The organism is Achromobacter sp. 1012554356, assembly GCF_059760815.1.
The window spans coordinates 160934-176397 of record NZ_JCBANC010000001.1; the positions used below are offsets into that span (position 1 = coordinate 160934).

Annotated in this window: 15 protein-coding genes; 7 read left to right on the plus strand and 8 right to left on the minus strand. The window is 65.5% G+C overall.

The genetic code is table 11. The features are described from left to right. Nucleotides 1-14: 14 nt before the first annotated feature. Genes AC6LJW_RS00755 through AC6LJW_RS00765 form a run of 3 tightly spaced genes read right to left on the minus strand, consistent with a single transcriptional unit; the run spans nt 15 to nt 3193 of the window. Nucleotides 15-1073 (minus strand): TRAP transporter substrate-binding protein, encoded by a 1059-nt coding sequence (locus AC6LJW_RS00755; RefSeq protein WP_056565419.1) that lies wholly within the window; start codon nt 1071-1073, stop codon nt 15-17. 57 nt (nt 1074-1130) lie between these two features. Continuing rightward, nucleotides 1131-2513: an amidase gene (locus tag AC6LJW_RS00760; protein WP_498086189.1), complete on the minus strand. Its 1383-nt coding sequence runs from the start codon at nt 2511-2513 to the stop codon at nt 1131-1133. Beyond that, nucleotides 2510-3193, minus strand: a complete 684-nt coding sequence (locus AC6LJW_RS00765) for an RraA family protein (protein WP_498086190.1) — start codon at nt 3191-3193, stop codon at nt 2510-2512. The genes AC6LJW_RS00760 and AC6LJW_RS00765 overlap by 4 nt, the downstream gene beginning before the upstream one ends. Before the next feature lie 115 nt (nt 3194-3308). Between AC6LJW_RS00765 and AC6LJW_RS00770 the strand changes: the two genes are divergently transcribed. Next, nucleotides 3309-4241: a LysR family transcriptional regulator gene (locus tag AC6LJW_RS00770; RefSeq protein WP_427984323.1), complete on the plus strand. Its 933-nt coding sequence runs from the start codon at nt 3309-3311 to the stop codon at nt 4239-4241. Between the two features lie 83 nt (nt 4242-4324). On the opposite strand, the gene AC6LJW_RS00775 is transcribed toward AC6LJW_RS00770, so the two are convergent. The 4 genes from AC6LJW_RS00775 to msuE all read right to left on the minus strand — a co-directional run bounded on the left by AC6LJW_RS00775 (nt 4325) and on the right by msuE (nt 8281). Next, nucleotides 4325-5323, minus strand: a complete 999-nt coding sequence (locus AC6LJW_RS00775; protein WP_498086191.1) for a Bug family tripartite tricarboxylate transporter substrate binding protein — start codon at nt 5321-5323, stop codon at nt 4325-4327. A gap of 297 nt (nt 5324-5620) precedes the next feature. Beyond that, nucleotides 5621-6649 carry a methionine synthase gene (locus tag AC6LJW_RS00780; protein ID WP_056565404.1) on the minus strand — a complete coding sequence of 343 codons (1029 nt, stop codon included), beginning with the start codon at nt 6647-6649 and terminating at the stop codon, nt 5621-5623. 25 nt (nt 6650-6674) lie between these two features. Next, a complete protein-coding gene (locus tag AC6LJW_RS00785) occupies nt 6675-7661 on the minus strand; it encodes a DUF1852 domain-containing protein (protein ID WP_498086192.1) in 987 nt (328 codons plus the stop codon). Between the two features lie 38 nt (nt 7662-7699). Next, nucleotides 7700-8281: an FMN reductase gene (gene msuE / locus AC6LJW_RS00790; protein ID WP_056566962.1), complete on the minus strand. Its 582-nt coding sequence runs from the start codon at nt 8279-8281 to the stop codon at nt 7700-7702. A 172-nt stretch (nt 8282-8453) separates the two neighbouring features. On the opposite strand from msuE, the gene AC6LJW_RS00795 reads away from it, so the two are divergent. Together AC6LJW_RS00795 and AC6LJW_RS00800 are read left to right on the plus strand one after the other, a co-directional pair. Beyond that, nucleotides 8454-9374: a LysR family transcriptional regulator gene (locus AC6LJW_RS00795; protein ID WP_498086193.1), complete on the plus strand. Its 921-nt coding sequence runs from the start codon at nt 8454-8456 to the stop codon at nt 9372-9374. Between the two features lie 92 nt (nt 9375-9466). Continuing rightward, a complete protein-coding gene (locus AC6LJW_RS00800; RefSeq protein ID WP_498086194.1) occupies nt 9467-9724 on the plus strand; it encodes a hypothetical protein in 258 nt (85 codons plus the stop codon). Here AC6LJW_RS00800 and AC6LJW_RS00805 read toward each other — a convergent pair whose 3' ends face one another. Then, complete coding sequence (locus AC6LJW_RS00805) at nt 9725-10648, minus strand: LysR family transcriptional regulator (RefSeq protein ID WP_056565391.1); 924 nt, start codon at nt 10646-10648, stop codon at nt 9725-9727. Nucleotides 10649-10771: 123 nt separating this feature from the next. Here AC6LJW_RS00805 and AC6LJW_RS00810 point away from each other — a divergent pair, with 123 nt between their 5' ends. The 4 genes from AC6LJW_RS00810 to AC6LJW_RS00825 all read left to right on the plus strand — a co-directional run bounded on the left by AC6LJW_RS00810 (nt 10772) and on the right by AC6LJW_RS00825 (nt 15463). Beyond that, entirely contained in the window at nt 10772-11788 is a 1017-nt protein-coding gene (locus AC6LJW_RS00810; protein ID WP_498086195.1) for a Bug family tripartite tricarboxylate transporter substrate binding protein, read from the plus strand. 41 nt (nt 11789-11829) lie between these two features. After that, nucleotides 11830-13020, plus strand: coding sequence for a serine hydrolase domain-containing protein (locus AC6LJW_RS00815; RefSeq protein WP_056565389.1), 1191 nt, complete (start codon nt 11830-11832; stop codon nt 13018-13020). After that, a complete protein-coding gene (locus AC6LJW_RS00820; RefSeq protein ID WP_056565386.1) occupies nt 13017-14657 on the plus strand; it encodes a gamma-glutamyltransferase family protein in 1641 nt (546 codons plus the stop codon). The genes AC6LJW_RS00815 and AC6LJW_RS00820 overlap by 4 nt, the downstream gene beginning before the upstream one ends. Before the next feature lie 113 nt (nt 14658-14770). Then, nucleotides 14771-15463, plus strand: coding sequence for a response regulator transcription factor (locus tag AC6LJW_RS00825; RefSeq protein ID WP_498086196.1), 693 nt, complete (start codon nt 14771-14773; stop codon nt 15461-15463). Nucleotide 15464: the final 1 nt, after the last annotated feature.

Sequence of the window (15464 nt, forward strand, 5' to 3'; positions counted from 1 at the left end):
GAGTTCCTTGAAGTTCAGCGCAGCGTCACGCCCAGGGCCTGGCCCACGGACGCGCTCCAGTTGGCGGCGCATTCCTCGCCGCAGCGCCGCGCCCAGCGGCTCGCCATCTCGGTGGCCACCTCGCGCAATGTGTCGCGCTCGGCTTCGGAGGGCGCGGTGGCTTGCATGTCGGCCTGCGTGTGGATGCGGCATTCGCCCTGTCCGGTGTTGCAGGCGAGCGCATAGTCGCCCTCGCGGCCGGTCTCGTCCCACAGGCGCTCTTCCAGCACCTGCGCCTCCTTGAGCATGAACTGCTGCACGGCGGGATCCAGCTTCTGCCAGCGGCGTTCGGCGATGGCGTAGAAGCCGATAGACCAGTCGATGGGGAGCAGATACAGATTCTTGGCGACGTCGTACCACTTCGCGGCGTTGCCCGAGCCGATGCCGGTCACCGCGCAATCGACCACACCGGTCTGCAGCGCGGGAATGACCTCGGCAAACGGTATGGTCACCGGCGAGGCGCCCAACGCGCGCACGTATTCGGCCATGTTGCTGCCGCGGGTGCGCACCTTGCGTCCCTTCAGATCGGCTAGGGTCTTTACCGGCGCGCGGCAGAAAAACACCTGCGCGGTGTACGGCACGGTGGCCAGCAGCCGCACGCCGTGGCGCTTGAGCATGCGCTGTTCCAGCACCGGCCGGTAGGCCGCCACCATCTTGCGCGCCGTGGCGTAGTCGGTCGCCATGCCGGGCAGGTCCACCCCCTCGAAGGTGGGGTCGTCGCCGCTGACGAAGGCGAACACGCCCATGCCGACGTCGAGCGCGCCGGCGCGCATGAGGCGCACGATCTCGGGGCCTTTCAGGCCGCTCTCGGACAGGCCGATCAGTTCGGCTGTGACCTGGCCGCCGGAGGCCTCGGGTAGCGTCTTTTCCCAGAACGGCTTTTCAACCGCGCCGAAGGTGTAGTTGTGGCTGCCGCCGCCGACGACCGCAAAGTGGGTCTCGGGCAAGGCAGCGGTCTGGGCGCGGGCGGATCCGGCCGCGGCGAACGAGGTTGCGACGGCCGCCAGCAGCGCCGCCAGAATGCTTCGTTTCATGTTTTCCCCCTGTTTGTGTATGGGCGCGCGCCGCGCGCGCCCTGCCACGGCATCGGGTTATGCCGCGGTCGCCGGTGCGCGGGTGTCGGCGCGCACGCGATGCCAATCGGAATGACGCTGGAACACCTCGGCCAAGAACAGCGCCAGCCGGTCTTCGCCGCCCGGGCAGAGAATCTGCAGGCCGGTGGGCAGATCCGCGTCGTCGCGGCCGTTGGGCACCGATACGCCGCACATCTGCAACAGATTGCCGATGCGTGTGTAGTGCACCGGCGCGTTGCCGTGATCGACCTCGTCGAGCGGCAGCGCGGTGGTAAGCGTGGTGGGCGTGAGCAGCCCCGCCACGCCCTGCAGCCGCGCTTCCATCGCCGCCTGCAGACGGTCGCGCTCGCGCAGCGCAGCGAGGTAACGCAGCGCCGGCACGCCGAGGGCAGCAAGCAGGCGCGGCCGCACTGAGTCGTCGACGGGAAGGTCGAGGTCGGTCATCTCGCGCTCGAACGAGGCCACGCCTTCGGTCATCATGATGTCGCCCGTCACGGCCTTGAACTCGGACAGCGTGGCGGGCGGCGTGATTTCCACGATCTGCGCGCCAAGGCTCTGATACAGCGCGATGGATTCTTCATAGGCGCGTCGCACGGCGGGCGTGACGTCGGTCAGGAAGGCCTCTGGCAGACGGCCGAGCGTGACGCCGGCGATGCCGAAGCGCGACGCGTCGAGGGGCTCGCGCCACTCGCCCGGTGCGGCCGGCGTCAGCGCGTCGAACACCACGCGCGCGTCCGCGGCGCTGTGCGCGAAAATGCCGACGCTGTCGAGGGTCTGGCTCAGCGTGACCACGCCGCGTGCGGAAATGCGGCCCACGGTCGGCTTGAAGCCTGTGATGCCGCAGTAGCTGGCGGGCACGCGCACCGAGCCTCCGGTGTCGGTGCCAATGGCGGCCGGAGCCAGGCGTCCGGCCACCGCGACGGCCGAGCCACTGCTCGATCCGCCGGGAATGCGGTGCACGCGGTCATCCCAGGGATTGCGGGGCGTGCCCATGTGCTGATTCGGACCCCACGCGCCCATGGCGAACTGCACCATGTGGGTCTTGCCCAGGATGATGGCGCCGGCGCGCTGCAACTGCTGCACCAGGTCGGCCGTGCGCGAGGCGATGGTATTGGCGTGGATCGGCGAGCCGATGGTGGTCGGATGGCCTGCGATGTCGATCAGGTCCTTCAGCGCGATCGGCACGCCGTGCAGCGGGCCGAGCCAGATGCCCTGGTCCAATTGCAGGTCGGCTGCGCGCGCGGCGGCCAGCGCCTCGTCGGCGAACACGGCCACATAGGCGTGCAGCCAGCCGTCGAGCGCGGCGATGCGTGCAAGGTAGTCGCTCACCAGCGCTTCGGATCGCAGCTCGCGGCGGCGCAGGCGCTGTGCGAGGTCGGTGACGTCGAGGTCGATGCTCATGTGTTTGCTCCTTGGGCCGCTGCGATGGCGCGTTCAATCAGCGCGCGCGAGCCCACGATGTCGGGGAATTTCTCGCCGGCGCGCAGGCGCGCCAGGGTGGTCTGTTCCTGAGTCTGAAAGTCGATGGCTTGCTGTGCGGCGGCGCGCACCGCTGCGCGATCAAGCACCAGCACGCCGTTCTCGTCGGCCAGCACGGCCGCGCCAGGCCATACCGACACGCCGCCGCAATGAATCGTGCCGCAGAACTCGCCCTCGTGACCCAAGAGGCGCGTGGTGATGGGAGAAGGTCCGCGCGACCACACCGGCATGCCGTGCTGGCGCAATTCGCCCAGGTCGGTCACCAGGCCGTCCACGATGATGCCGGCCACGCCGGCCTGCTTGGCGGCGTAGGCCATCGCGCCGCCAAAGGCCGCCGTCACGGCCTCGCCGGCCCGGTCGATCACCAGCACGTCGCCGGGGCGCACGCAGGCCATCGCATGGTGCAGAATGCCGCCATCGTTGCCGGGCATGCGCACCGTCACGGCCGGCCCGGCGATGCGCACGTCCTGCTGATGCGCACGGATGTCGCCACGCATGAAACCGGTGGTCTGGAAGTGGCCGATGGTGGCCGGCTCCGCCTTCAGCAGCAGTGCCAGATCCTCGGGCGGCAACGGCGCGGGCATGGGATGAATCAGATACATCGTGTCGTCTTCACTACAATGAAAAAGGCTCGGAAGCCGGTGAAAAAAAGGTATCACGCGGGCTTTCCGGGCCAATAATCAAAGTTTCGGCGCAGTTTGAAAAAGAGTTCTTATCATGCGGATTACCCTAAGCCAGCTTGAGGCCTTTTACTGGACCGCCAAGCTGGGCAGCATCCACGCGGCCGCGCGCCATCTGCACGTGACGCAGCCGGCCGTCTCGGCACGCCTCCGCGAACTCGAAGGCGCGCTCGAGGTGCAGCTCTTTGATCGCTCGCGCCAGCGGGTGACGCTGACCGACGTGGGCCAATCGGCGCTGCGCCACGCCGAGAGCGCGCTGCACAGCACGCGCCAGCTCGAACATTTTGGCAAGGACCGCAGCCTGGGCGGCAAGCTGCGGCTGGGCGCGGACGAGTGCTCGGCCAATGTGGGCCTGACCGCCGTGATCGCGCAGCTCAAGGAACACTATCCCTCGCTCGCGCTGGAGATGACGGTGGACGTGGGATCGGTGCTCAACAGCAAGCTCAACGCGGGCGAGCTGGACATGGCGCTGCTGACGAATCCGGCCACTGGCGACACCATTACCGACGTGTTCATCGGCTGGATGACGTTTCACTGGGTGGCCTCGCCCACGCTGCACATCACGGCCGATCCGTTTCGCGCCGAGCATGCGCGCGGCCATCACATCGCCACGCACTCGCCGCCTTCCACGCTGTACACCGTGGTTGAAAATTGGCTGGCCTCGGGCGGCGTCGATATGTCGGGGCCGAGCACCACCAATTCGCTGGCGCTGATCTCGCGCCTGATCGCGGCTGGCCACGCCATCGGCATCCTGCCGGTGCCGTTGCTGCAGGACATGCTCACGATGGGCGTGTTGCGCGCCCTGCCCGCGGATCCGCCGATCCCGCCGGCACGCTTCTATATCTCGTATCTCACCGCGTCGCACGGCGCGCATATCGATTCCATCGTGGACATCACGCGCGACACGCTCACGCGGCTTAACTTCCTGGCGCCGATCGACGCCGCGCCGGGGCACGCCGGCAGGGAATGACAACGGGGCCGCGCAAGCGGCCCCGATCTGGCGTCAGGTCTTCGCACGCGGCTCGGCTAGCCCGGACCGTGTGGCGTCAGATATCAATCGATACGTGCGCCCGACACCCGTACTACCTCGCCCCACTTCTCTACTTCGGCATCCACCAGCGTCACGAATTGCTTGCGATCCGTGAGTTGCGGAATCACCAGACCCACGGCGCCAAGCTTTTCCTGAATGGCGGGCGACTGCATGGCGGTGCGGGTGGCCTCGAACAGTTGCTGGAACACCGGCGCCGGCACGCCGGCCGGGGCGGACAGGCCAAACCAGTATTCGGAGGAAAAGCCCGGATAGCCGGTTTCGGCCACCGTGGGCGTGTCGGGATAGGTGGGATTGCGCTTGGCGCTGCCGATGGCAAGCGCGCGCAGCTTTCCGGCGCGCACGTGCGGCAGCGCCGTGTCCTGATTGACGAACAGCACGTCGACGCGGCCCGCGAGCACGTCGTTGATGGCGGCCGAGCCTCCGTTGTACGGCACATGCATGATGTCGAGCTTGGCGCGCTGCTTAAGCATTTCCATGCCTAGATGGCCGGTGGTGCCGTTGCCCGATGAGGCGTAGGAGTACTTGCCGGGCTCCTTGTGCACCAGTGCCACGAACTCGGCCAGCGTCTTGGCCGGAAAGCCGGGCGCGGTCACAAGTACGTCCGCGCCGAAGGCGAGGATCGCGATCTGGTCGAGCTGATCGAGCTTGTAGGGCAGCTTGCTGTAAAGGCCCTGGTTGGTGGCGATGCCCACGCCCGACACCAGCAGCGTGTGACCGTCGGGCCGCGCCTGGGTCACATAGGCGGTTCCGATGTTGCTGTTGGCGCCGCCCTTGTTCTCAACCACGATGGTGGTCTTGAGCGCCTTGCCCATCTCGGAGGCGAGCAGGCGCCCGATGAAGTCGGTGCCGCCGCCAGCGGGGAAAGGCACGACCAGGCTGATGGGCTTGTCACCCGGGAAGTCCGCGGCCTGAGCGGGCGCGGCGGCTCCGGTCAGGACCATGCCGGCGATCAGCGCTGGCGCCAACAACTTCAGAAACGTGCTGCGAACGGACGATGCCATCCCTGCCTTGCGGCCTGCTTTTCCCACGGCGTGCATGGTGTGATTCCCTTGAGTGTTATGAATCGATCTTCGAAACGCAGGGAAAAATTAGCACGCGGGTTTGGGCGGCAAGTAATCACAATTGGCCGCTGATTTGAGAGATTTTTCTTATTACGGGTAATCCCGGCGTGGGTTGGCGGGTTGGCTTGGGATCCATGGTCGCCCGGCGCAAAAAAGGGGTTCGCTCAACAATGAGCGAACCCCTTTTTCATTGTGCGCAGCGACGCTATCCCGCCGCGCCGCTTGCTGCCTGCATCATCAACGCGCCAGTTCGCGGCGGATAATCTCCGCACCCGCGCTCAGCGCGTTCAGCTTGCCCTTGGCCACCGCACGCGGCAGCGGCGCCATGCCGCAGTTGGTGCACGGATACAGCTTGTCGGCATCCACGAACTTGAGCGCCGTGCGCAGCGTGTTGGCGACTTCCTCCGGCGTTTCGACGGTGTGGTTGGCCACGTCGATGGCGCCGACCATGACCTTCTTGCCGCGAATCAGTTCGATCAGGTCGATGGGCACGTGCGAGTTATGGCATTCCAGCGAGACGATGTCGATGCTGGACTTCTGCAGCTTGGGGAACGATTCCTCGTACTGGCGCCATTCCGAACCCAGCGTCTTCTTCCAGTCGGTGTTGGCCTTGATGCCGTAGCCGTAGCAGATGTGCACGGCGGTTTCGCACTTGAGGCCTTCGATGGCGCGTTCCAGCGTCGCGACGCCCCAGTCGTTCACTTCGTCGAAGAAGACGTTGAAGGCGGGCTCGTCGAACTGGATGATGTCGACGCCGGCGGCTTCGAGTTCGCGCGCTTCCTGATTCAGGATCTTGGCGAATTCCCAGGCCAGCTTTTCGCGGCTCTTGTAGTGGGCGTCGTACAGCGTGTCGATCATGGTCATGGGACCGGGCAACGCCCATTTGATCGGCTGCTTGGTCTGCTGGCGCAGGAACTTGGCGTCTTCGACGAAGACGGGCTTCTGGCGGCTGACGGCGCCGACGACGGTGGGCACGCTGGCGTCATAGCGGTCGCGGATGCGGACGGTTTCGCGCTTTTCGAAATCAACGCCGTCCAGATGCTCGATGAACGTGGTGACGAAGTGCTGACGCGTTTGTTCGCCATCGCTGACGATATCGATGCCCGCCAGTTCCTGTTCTTTCAGGGCCAGGATCAAGGCGTCCTGCTTACCCTCGATCAGTTGTTCGTCTTGCAGGCTCCAGGGCGACCAGAGCTTTTCGGGCTGGGCGAGCCAGGAGGGTTTGGGCAGGCTGCCGGCGGTCGAGGTGGGCAAAAGTTTTTTCATTGCGGGGTGTCCGTCTGTGTTCGGTTTATGGGTGGGAGTGGCTGGCGGCCCATTGATCGAGCACGTGCTTGTACGGCTTGATGAAGTGCGCCTCGGCAAATTTGCCTTGCTTGACGGCGAGCTGGCTGCGTTCGACGCGGTCGTAGACGATCTGCGTCAGCGAGTAGTCCTGGTTCTTCAGGCTCGGTTGATAGCGCTTACCGGCCGCGGAGTTGGCGTTGTAGATTTCAGGCCGGTAGATGCGCTGGAACGCTTCCATCGTGCTGATGGTGCCGATGAGCTCCAGATTGGTGTAGGCGCCCAGCAGGTCGTCCTGGAAATAGAACGCCAACGGCGCAACGCTGTTCGGCGGCATGAAGTAGCGCACCTGCAGTCCCATCTTCTCGAAGTACTGGTCGGTCGGGGAGAACTCGCTTTGCTGATACTCCACGCCCAGGATCGGGTGGTGGTTGTCGGTGCGGTGATAGGTTTTGCTGCTGGAGACGCTGATGCAGATGACCGGCGGCTTCTCGAAGTTCGCCTTGTAGGCCTCGGATTCAACGAAGTGCTTGAACAGCTTTCCGTGCAGGTCGCCGAAATCGGCCGGCGTGCTGAACGTGGATTTGTTGTCGTTGTATTCGGGCAGCAACACGCTGAAGTCGTAGTCACGCACGTAGGACGAGAAGTTGTTGCCGACGATGCCGTCGATGCGGTTGCCGGTCTTCTTGTCGACGATGTTGGTCTTCAACACTTCGATCAGCGGAAACGCATTGGCATTGCCGTTTGCGCCCAGCGTCATCTCGGCGGTGATGATGTCGAGCTCGACGGCGTAACGATCGCCCGTGGGGTTGTCCCAATGCGCCAGGTCGTTGAAACGGCTGTCGATCATCTTCAGCGTGTTGCGCAGATTCTGCTCGCGGCTTTCGCCTCGGGCCAGGTTGGCGAAGTTGGTCGTGATGCGCGTGCTGTCCGACGGCTGATAGTTTTCATCAAAGCGAAGGCTCTTGATGCTGAAGGTGAAGTCTTTGTTCATGATGGTCGGATGCGAAAGTGCTGCGATAAACGGGGATTTCAGGCCGCGATGGCTTCTGCGGCCGCGGCGGCTCGCATCTGACGGGTCAGTTCGACCAGCGGCAGTGCGCGTTGGACGGCCAGTCCGGCACGCTCGATCAGCGCGTCGTTCTTAAGCCGGTAGTCGACGAAGTCCTCGTCGGTGGCGTAGATGCCCAGCGGCAAGGTGCGCGCCTGGAAGAAGCTGAACAATGGCCGCAACTGGTGGTCGATGACCAGCGCGTGGCGCTGGCTGCCGCCGGTGGCGGCCAAGAGGACGGGCTTGTCGATCAAGGCGTCCTGATGGATGAAGTCGAAGAAGTGCTTGAACAGGCCGGTGTAGGAGCCGCGGTAGACGGGCGTTGCCACCACCAGAACATCGGCTTGCTCGACCGCTGCCAACTCGCGCTCGACCGTGTCGGGCAAGTTCGATCGCCACGTCGCGCCGGCAAGCTGCGGGGCGATCCGGCCCATCTCGACCAAGCGGGGTTCGCAGGGGATTTCGTTGGCGATCAGCGCCAGCAGTTCCTCTGCCAGGGCGGTGGTCCTGGAGGGGCGTTGCATGCCGCCGGAAACGGCGACCAGGCGAAGGGGGTGTGTCATCTTTGCTTCCATGGAGCCAATCGGCACGGAGGGAGTCGACTTGCCATGGAACATGCGTGTTGATCAGGTCAACGTGCGGAACACAGCGGCAAACAAGAACGCAATGCTAAATATCAATATCCATGACGTAAAATGGTTTTATTTCACAAATCCATGAATCTAGATCATAAGAATGCTTGAACGTATCCATCTGAGCATCGTCCAGCAGGTCGAAAAACAAGGTTCCCTGACGGCTGCGGCGGGCGTGCTGAACCTGACCCAGTCGGCCTTGAGCCACAGCATGAAGAAGCTGGAGGTGCAGCTTGGCACCGATATCTGGCTGCGCGAAGGAAGACGTTTGCGCCTGACGCAGGCCGGCCAATATCTGCTGGCGGTGGCGAATCGGGTGCTGCCGCAACTGGACCTGGCCGAAGAGCGGCTGGGGCAGTTTGCCCAGGGCGAACGCGGCGCGCTGCGCATCGGCATGGAATGCCACCCGTGTTATCAGTGGCTGCTGAAGGTGGTGGCGCCGTATCTGGCTGCGTGGCCGGACGTGGATGTGGACGTCAAACAGAAGTTCCAGTTCGGCGGCATCGGCGCGCTCTTCGGCTACGAGATCGACATGCTGGTCACGCCCGACCCGCTGTTCAAGCCGGGCTTGAAGTTCGAACCGGTGTTCGACTACGAGCAGGTGCTGGTCGTGGCCAAGGGGCATCCGCTGGCGTCAGTCGCGTATGTGAAGCCAGAGCAGCTGACGCAGGAAGTGCTCATCAGCTATCCCGTCGATATCGAGCGGTTGGACATCTACAACCAGTTCCTCTTGAAGGCCGGCGTCACGCCCAAGCGGCACAAGGCGATCGAGACCACCGACATCATGCTGCAGATGGTGGCCAGCGGCCGCGGCGTGGCCGCGCTGCCGCGTTGGCTGGTCGAGGAGTACGCGGTCAAGATGGATCTGGTGCCGGTGCGGCTTGGCCCGCGCGGAATTGCCAAGCAGATTTTTCTGGGGTCGCGTGAGGCCGATGACGCCCTTGATTACCAGCGTGCGTTCATCGAGATGGCGCGTCAGCCAGCGGCTGCGACTGCGGCGAACGCTACGAAGCGGGACATCTAACGGGGACGCATAAGCGCTATGCTTGGCATCCCTTCATCTCCCCAAGGAGTCTGTCCCGATGCCGTCACTCAAGCACGGTTGCCTGGAACCGCGTGCAGACCCACACCACGGACGAGAAGGTGTTCGTGCAGACCGGTGTTGAATACGTCGGGCAGAGGACCACCTCGGTCACCATCGGCGGTCAGGGCGTCAGCGGCCAGATGCCGGTCAGCAGTGAACCGGTCTATCGCAAGGTGGGCTACACGGAAAATCGCACGGTGATCGATTACTTCTGCAACATCACGCTGTTCACCGACAAGAACGACATCATCGAGCACGCCAACGTGATCGACTGCAACAAGAAGAAGTGATCAGTCAGGCTGCGGATCCTCGGCGCCTGACATGTACCGCATGCACAGCTCGCTGAGCCGCAGCAACGCCGGGGGCAAGGTCTTGCCCTCGAGCGTCACGAAGACGAACTGCGACGACAGCTCCAGCGCCGGACGCACGTCGACATGCACGAGTTCACCGCGCGCGATGGCCGGCTGCGCCACGCGCAGCACGCCAAAGAAGACGGTGTCGGTGGTGCGGACCAGGTCGACCAGCGCCTGGATGTCGTTCGACTGGTATTGGATCGCGTCGATGAAGTGCACCGGCGGACCGAAATACGCATTGAGCCGGTGCATGACCTCGTCGCTCATGGCGCGGCCGCTGGCTGCCACCGCGTAACGGCGCAGCGCGTCGAAATCCAGGCCGTTCTTGCCCGCCAGCGGATGGCCGGCGCGCACCACGAAGCCCAGCGGGGTGCGCGGAAAGAAGCGCAGGTGCAGGTCGGGGTCGGCGGGGATGTGATTGCGATGCACCACCAGGGCATCCACCGCGCCTTCGCGCAGTTCCTGGACCTGCATCTCGGGCGTGCCGCCGCTCAGCAGCAGCTTGATCGCGGGGTAGCGTTCCTTCATGTCGCGCAAGAGCGGCAGGGACAGGATTGCGGTGGGGGTGGGGCCCAGTCCCAGCCGCAGCGTGCCGCCCGCGTAGTCGGCCAGCAGGCTGGCGCTGCGGCGCAATTCGGCCAGCTCGACGCGGATTCTGCGTGCCCGCACGATGGCCAGCTCACCCAGCGCCGTCAGTGTTTTCCCTTTGTCGCGTTCCAGCAGGCGTCCGCCCAGCGTGTCTTCAAGCGCCTGGATGCTGCGGCTGAGCGCGGGCTGCGTCAGGTGCAATTTGGCCGCCGCGCGGCTGAAAGAGCGGGTTTCGACCAGGACGAGGAAGTGTTCGAGCTGTTGAAGATTCATCCGCGTCCCCTGGTTTTATTACGCGCCGATTATGGTTTGATGATGAATTATGCATTGGACGTAATGAAAAAGCGCTACCAGAATGCGGGTCTTCAACGTCCGATTTCATCTGGAGCACTGGCCATGGCCCGCGATTTGCCCTTTCCGCAGTCGAATTCCCGCGTCGTTCAACGGCTGATGGGCCTGGCTGCGGCCGGCTCGCTGGTCCTCGCTTTTGCCGCACCGGCCTCGGCCGCGGACTGGCCGGCGCGGCCGGTGTCGGTGGTGGTGCCGGTGGCGGCCGGCGGCGCGGCCGATGCGCTGGCGCGCGCCTGGGCCGCCTATGCCAGCAAGGAAATCGGCGGCACCGTGGTGGTGGAGAACAAGCCCGGCGCCAACGGCAGCATCGCCGCCGCGTTCGTGGCCAAGCAGCCGGCGGACGGCTATGCGCTGCTGTTTGGCAGCACGTCCAACATGTCGGTGAATCCGTTCACGTACTCGCAGTTGGCCTACAACCCGACGCGCGATTTCGATCCGATCACGAAGATCGCCGGCACCTCGCAGGTGCTGGTGGCCAATCCCGCCACCGGCATCCGGTCGGTGGACGACTTGGTGAAGAAGGCCAAGGCCAGCCCGGGCCACCTGAATTACGGCTCGGCGGGCATCGGCAACTCCACGCACCTGAACGTCGCGTTTCTGGCTGAGCACTTCAAGATCGAGATGTCGCACGTGCCCTACAAGGGCGCGGCGCCGGCCATGATGGACCTGATCGGCGGCCAGATCGACCTGACGGCGGACGCGCTGACCGGCGCGGTGCCGCAAGTCAAGACCGGCAAGGCGGTGCCGCTGGTGATCTTCGGCGCAGACCGCGTCGCGCAGTTGCCCGACGTGCCCACCATCGCGGAAGTTGGCGTGCAAGGCTTTCCGGGCGACGCCTGGTACGGCCTGATGGCGCCCAAGGGCACGCCGCCGGAAGTGGTGACGCGGCTTACCGAGGCCACGCGCAAGTTCTGGGCGGACCCGGCGGTTCGCAAGCAGATGGACGAGATCTACATGACGCCGCCCAAGGAACTTGGCGCGGCATCGGTGGCGCAATCGATGAAGACGGAGGCCGAGGTCTGGGGCCCCATCGTCAAGCGCCTCGGCATCCGCAACGACTGATCCGTGCCGGGCCTCGCGCCCGGTTTTTTCTTGAGGCATTCATGAACGCTATCCCCACCCCGCCGCTGGCCGAGGCCGTTGAACACCTGCCGCGCGGGGAAGACTTCCTGCTGTGGCCGCCCTGCCTGCAGTCGTATGGCTACCGCATCGTCGACCGCCTGTTCGCCACCCGCACCATCCATCGCGGCGCGACGCCCCGGCCCTTGCCGCGCGCGCCCGAGATCGACGTGCGCTATACGCAGGACGGCGAGACCCTCGGCGTGGGCGACCTGATGGACCGCAACAACGTGGCCGGCCTGATCGCGATCCACCGCGGCCACATCGTGCTGGAACGCTATGGGCTGGGCTTTCAGCCGCAGGAACGCTGGTCCACCATGTCGACCGTGAAATCCATGACGGCGATGCTGACCGGCGCGGCGCTGCACGACGGCGCCATCAAGAGCCTGGACGATCCCGTCACCGCCTATGTGCCGGCGCTGGCCGGCTGCGCCTACGACGCCGTCACGGTTCGGCATCTGCTGACCATGTCGTCGGGCATCGCGTGGGAAGAGAACTACACGGACAAGGCGTCCGACGTGAACCGATACAGCAAGTCGCTGGCCGACAAGGTGCCGGGCGGCGTGCTGTCGCTGCTGCGCGGGTGCCATCGCGCTCACGACGCCGGACGCTTCTGGCACTACAACACCGGCGACACCTACCTCTTGGGCGCCGTACTGAGCGCGGCGACAGGCGGCACGCTGGCCGATTACATGTCGCGCCGCATCTGGCAGCCTTGCGGGATGGAGTTCGACGGCTTCTACACGCTGGAATCCGAAGACGGCCAGGAGATCGGCGGCAGCCGCGCCGGCATGACGCTGCGCGACATCGGCCGCTTTGCGCAGTTCGTGCTCGACGATGGCGTGGTCAATGGCGAGCGCATCCTGCCCGAGGGCTGGGTGGCGCAATCCGGTACCCCCGCCTTCCAGATTCCGGCCGACCTGCACACCGCACAGCGCCAGGCGCTGGGGCTCACGGCCTACGGCTACAGCTGGTGGCTGCGCGAGGACGGCGCGATGATGGCGATGGGCCATTCCGGCCAACGCATCTTCATCGACACCCGCGCGCAACTGGCGGTGGTGCAGCTTGCCGCCTACCCCGAGCCGCGCTACCTGAGCGCCAACGAGCCCGACCGCGATGCGGGTCTGAACGCCTTCATCGTGGCGCTGCGCGAGGCCTCCGGGGCTGTCGCATGAGCCCGCGCCGCGCCATGATCTGCGCCGCGCAGCCCGAGGCCGCAGAGGCCGGGGCGCGCGTGCTGATGGATGGGGGCAACGCGGTGGACGCCGCGGTGGCGGCGGCCTTCACCCAATGCGTGGTGGATCCGATGATGGCGGGCATTGCGGGGTACGGCACGCTGCAGGTTGCGCTGCCCGGGCGCGGCGTGCATACCTGCGTCGATTTCTGCGCCCGCGCGCCGGCTGCGGCGCGGCCGGATATCTGGGCCCATCTGCCGCTGAACGAAACGCCCGACGGCTACGCCTTCGTGGTCCAGGGCAACGTCAACGAAGCGGGCTATCAATCGATCGGCACGCCGGGCACGCTGGCCGGCCTGGATCATGCGTTGACGCGCTACGGCACCTGGTCTTTTGCCGACGCGCTGGCGCCGGCCCTGCAGCACGCGCGCGACGGCGTGGTGGTGCGCCCGCACATGTACCAATACGGCGCGCTCGACCGTGCCCGCGGCGGCATGCTGGAGACGCGCGAGCGGCTTGCGCTGTCGGCCACCGGGCGCGCGGTGTACCTGGATGCCGACGGCAATTTCAAGCGCCCCGGCGAGCGCCTGCACAATCCCGATCTGACGGCGACGCTGGAACATCTGACGCGTGCAGGCGCGGCGGACTTTTATCGCGGCGAGATCGCCGGCCGCATCGCCGACGACATGCGCAAGCATGATGGCCTGCTGACGCTGGCCGATCTGAATGCGTACGCCGTGTCCGAGGCGGCGCCGATCTGGGGCGACTATCGCGGCTGGCAGGTGGCGGGGTTTCCACCGCCGGCGGGCGGCCTGACGCTGATTCAGGCGCTGCACGTGCTGGCGCAGTTCGATGTGGCTGCGCTGGGCCACAACAGCGCGGCGTATCTGGAATTGCTGGCCCAGACGCTCAAGTGGGTGACGATCGACAAGGACACCTTGATCGGTGACCCGGAGTTCGTGGAGGTGCCGGTGGCGCGGCTGCTGTCGCGCGAGCACGCGGGGGAGATTGCCGAGCGCATCCGGGCGCGCCTGCCTGCCGAACTCACCCGGCTGGCGCCCGGCATCGCTGCGGAGCCGCGCGACACCACGCAGGTCTGCGTGATCGACGCCGACGGCAACGCCGCCACGCTGACGCACAGCCTGGGCACGAGCTCGGGCATCATCACCGATGGCCTGGGCGTGCTGTACAACGGCCTGCTTAGCGGCTTTGACCCGCGGCCGGGCCGGGCGGCCTCGATCGGGCCAGGCAAGCGCCGCACCAGTTCGCAATGCCCGCTGCTGCTGTTTCGCGACGGCGAGGTGCAGGCCGCGCTGGGCGCGCCCGGCGGCACGGCCATTGCCTCGGCGCTGACGCAGACCGTGGTGAATCTGGTGGATTTCGGCATGAGCGCGTTCGAGGCAGTGGCCGCGCCACGCATCTCGGTGACCGGCAACGCGATCGACGTTTCCAACCGCATTCCGCGCTACGTGACCGGCGTGCTTGCGCAGGAAGGACACGCGATCAGCCGCGCTTATCAAAGCTATGCCTTCGCGGCGCCGCACGTGGTGTCGCGCATGACCGGCGTATTGCAGGGGGGCGCGGATCCGCAGCGCGATGGGGTGGCGTTGGGGGTGACCGCGCCGGCCGGCAAATAAGGGGGACAATTCTCAACGCTTAAAATCTCCGCTTTCGTACTTGGTGGCTGCCCTTCGCGGGTCGCGAGGCAAGACAAAACCGAAGCGAGTCCGCCCCGCCAGGAGTCATAGCGTTGAACATTCAAAAATCCGGCGCGCCCTCTGCGATTGTGTACATCGTGGACGATCACGCCGAGGTCAGCGACTCGCTGTTTCGCTTGCTGTCGTCCATCGGGATCTACGCCGAAACCTTCGATTCGATCAGCGCGTTTCAGGCGGCGGCGCGTCCGCAGGTGCCCTCCTGCCTGATCCTGGACCTTCAGTTGGCGGATGGCGATGGCCTGGCGTTGCAGGCGCGCATGCGCGAACTGGGGGATCACATTCCCATCGTGGTGGTCACAGGATTTGGCGACATTCGCCAGACGGTCAAGGCGATGAAGGCCGGCGCCATCGATTTTCTGGAAAAGCCCATTTCCGAGCAGCGTCTTCTTGATTCCGTGCACCGCGCGCTGGAGTCGGACGTCGCGCGCCGCGCCAAGGAGCAGGAGTTCGAGACGCTTCTGGAGCGTTATCGCTCGCTGACCGCGCGCGAGCAGCAGGTGATCGAGATGATCGCGTCCGGCTGCTTGAACAAGGAAGTCGCCGAGCAACTGGGCATCAGCGAAGTGACCGTCAAGGCGCACCGGGCAAGCGCCTACCGGAAGATGCAGGCGCGCAGCTTTGCCCAGCTGGTGCAGATGATCATGAAGGTCAATCCGCGCGTCGCCGCGCAAGCGTTGCAATCGCCGCCATCGCGCGGCGATGACGAGGCGGGCGACGGCGAATGAC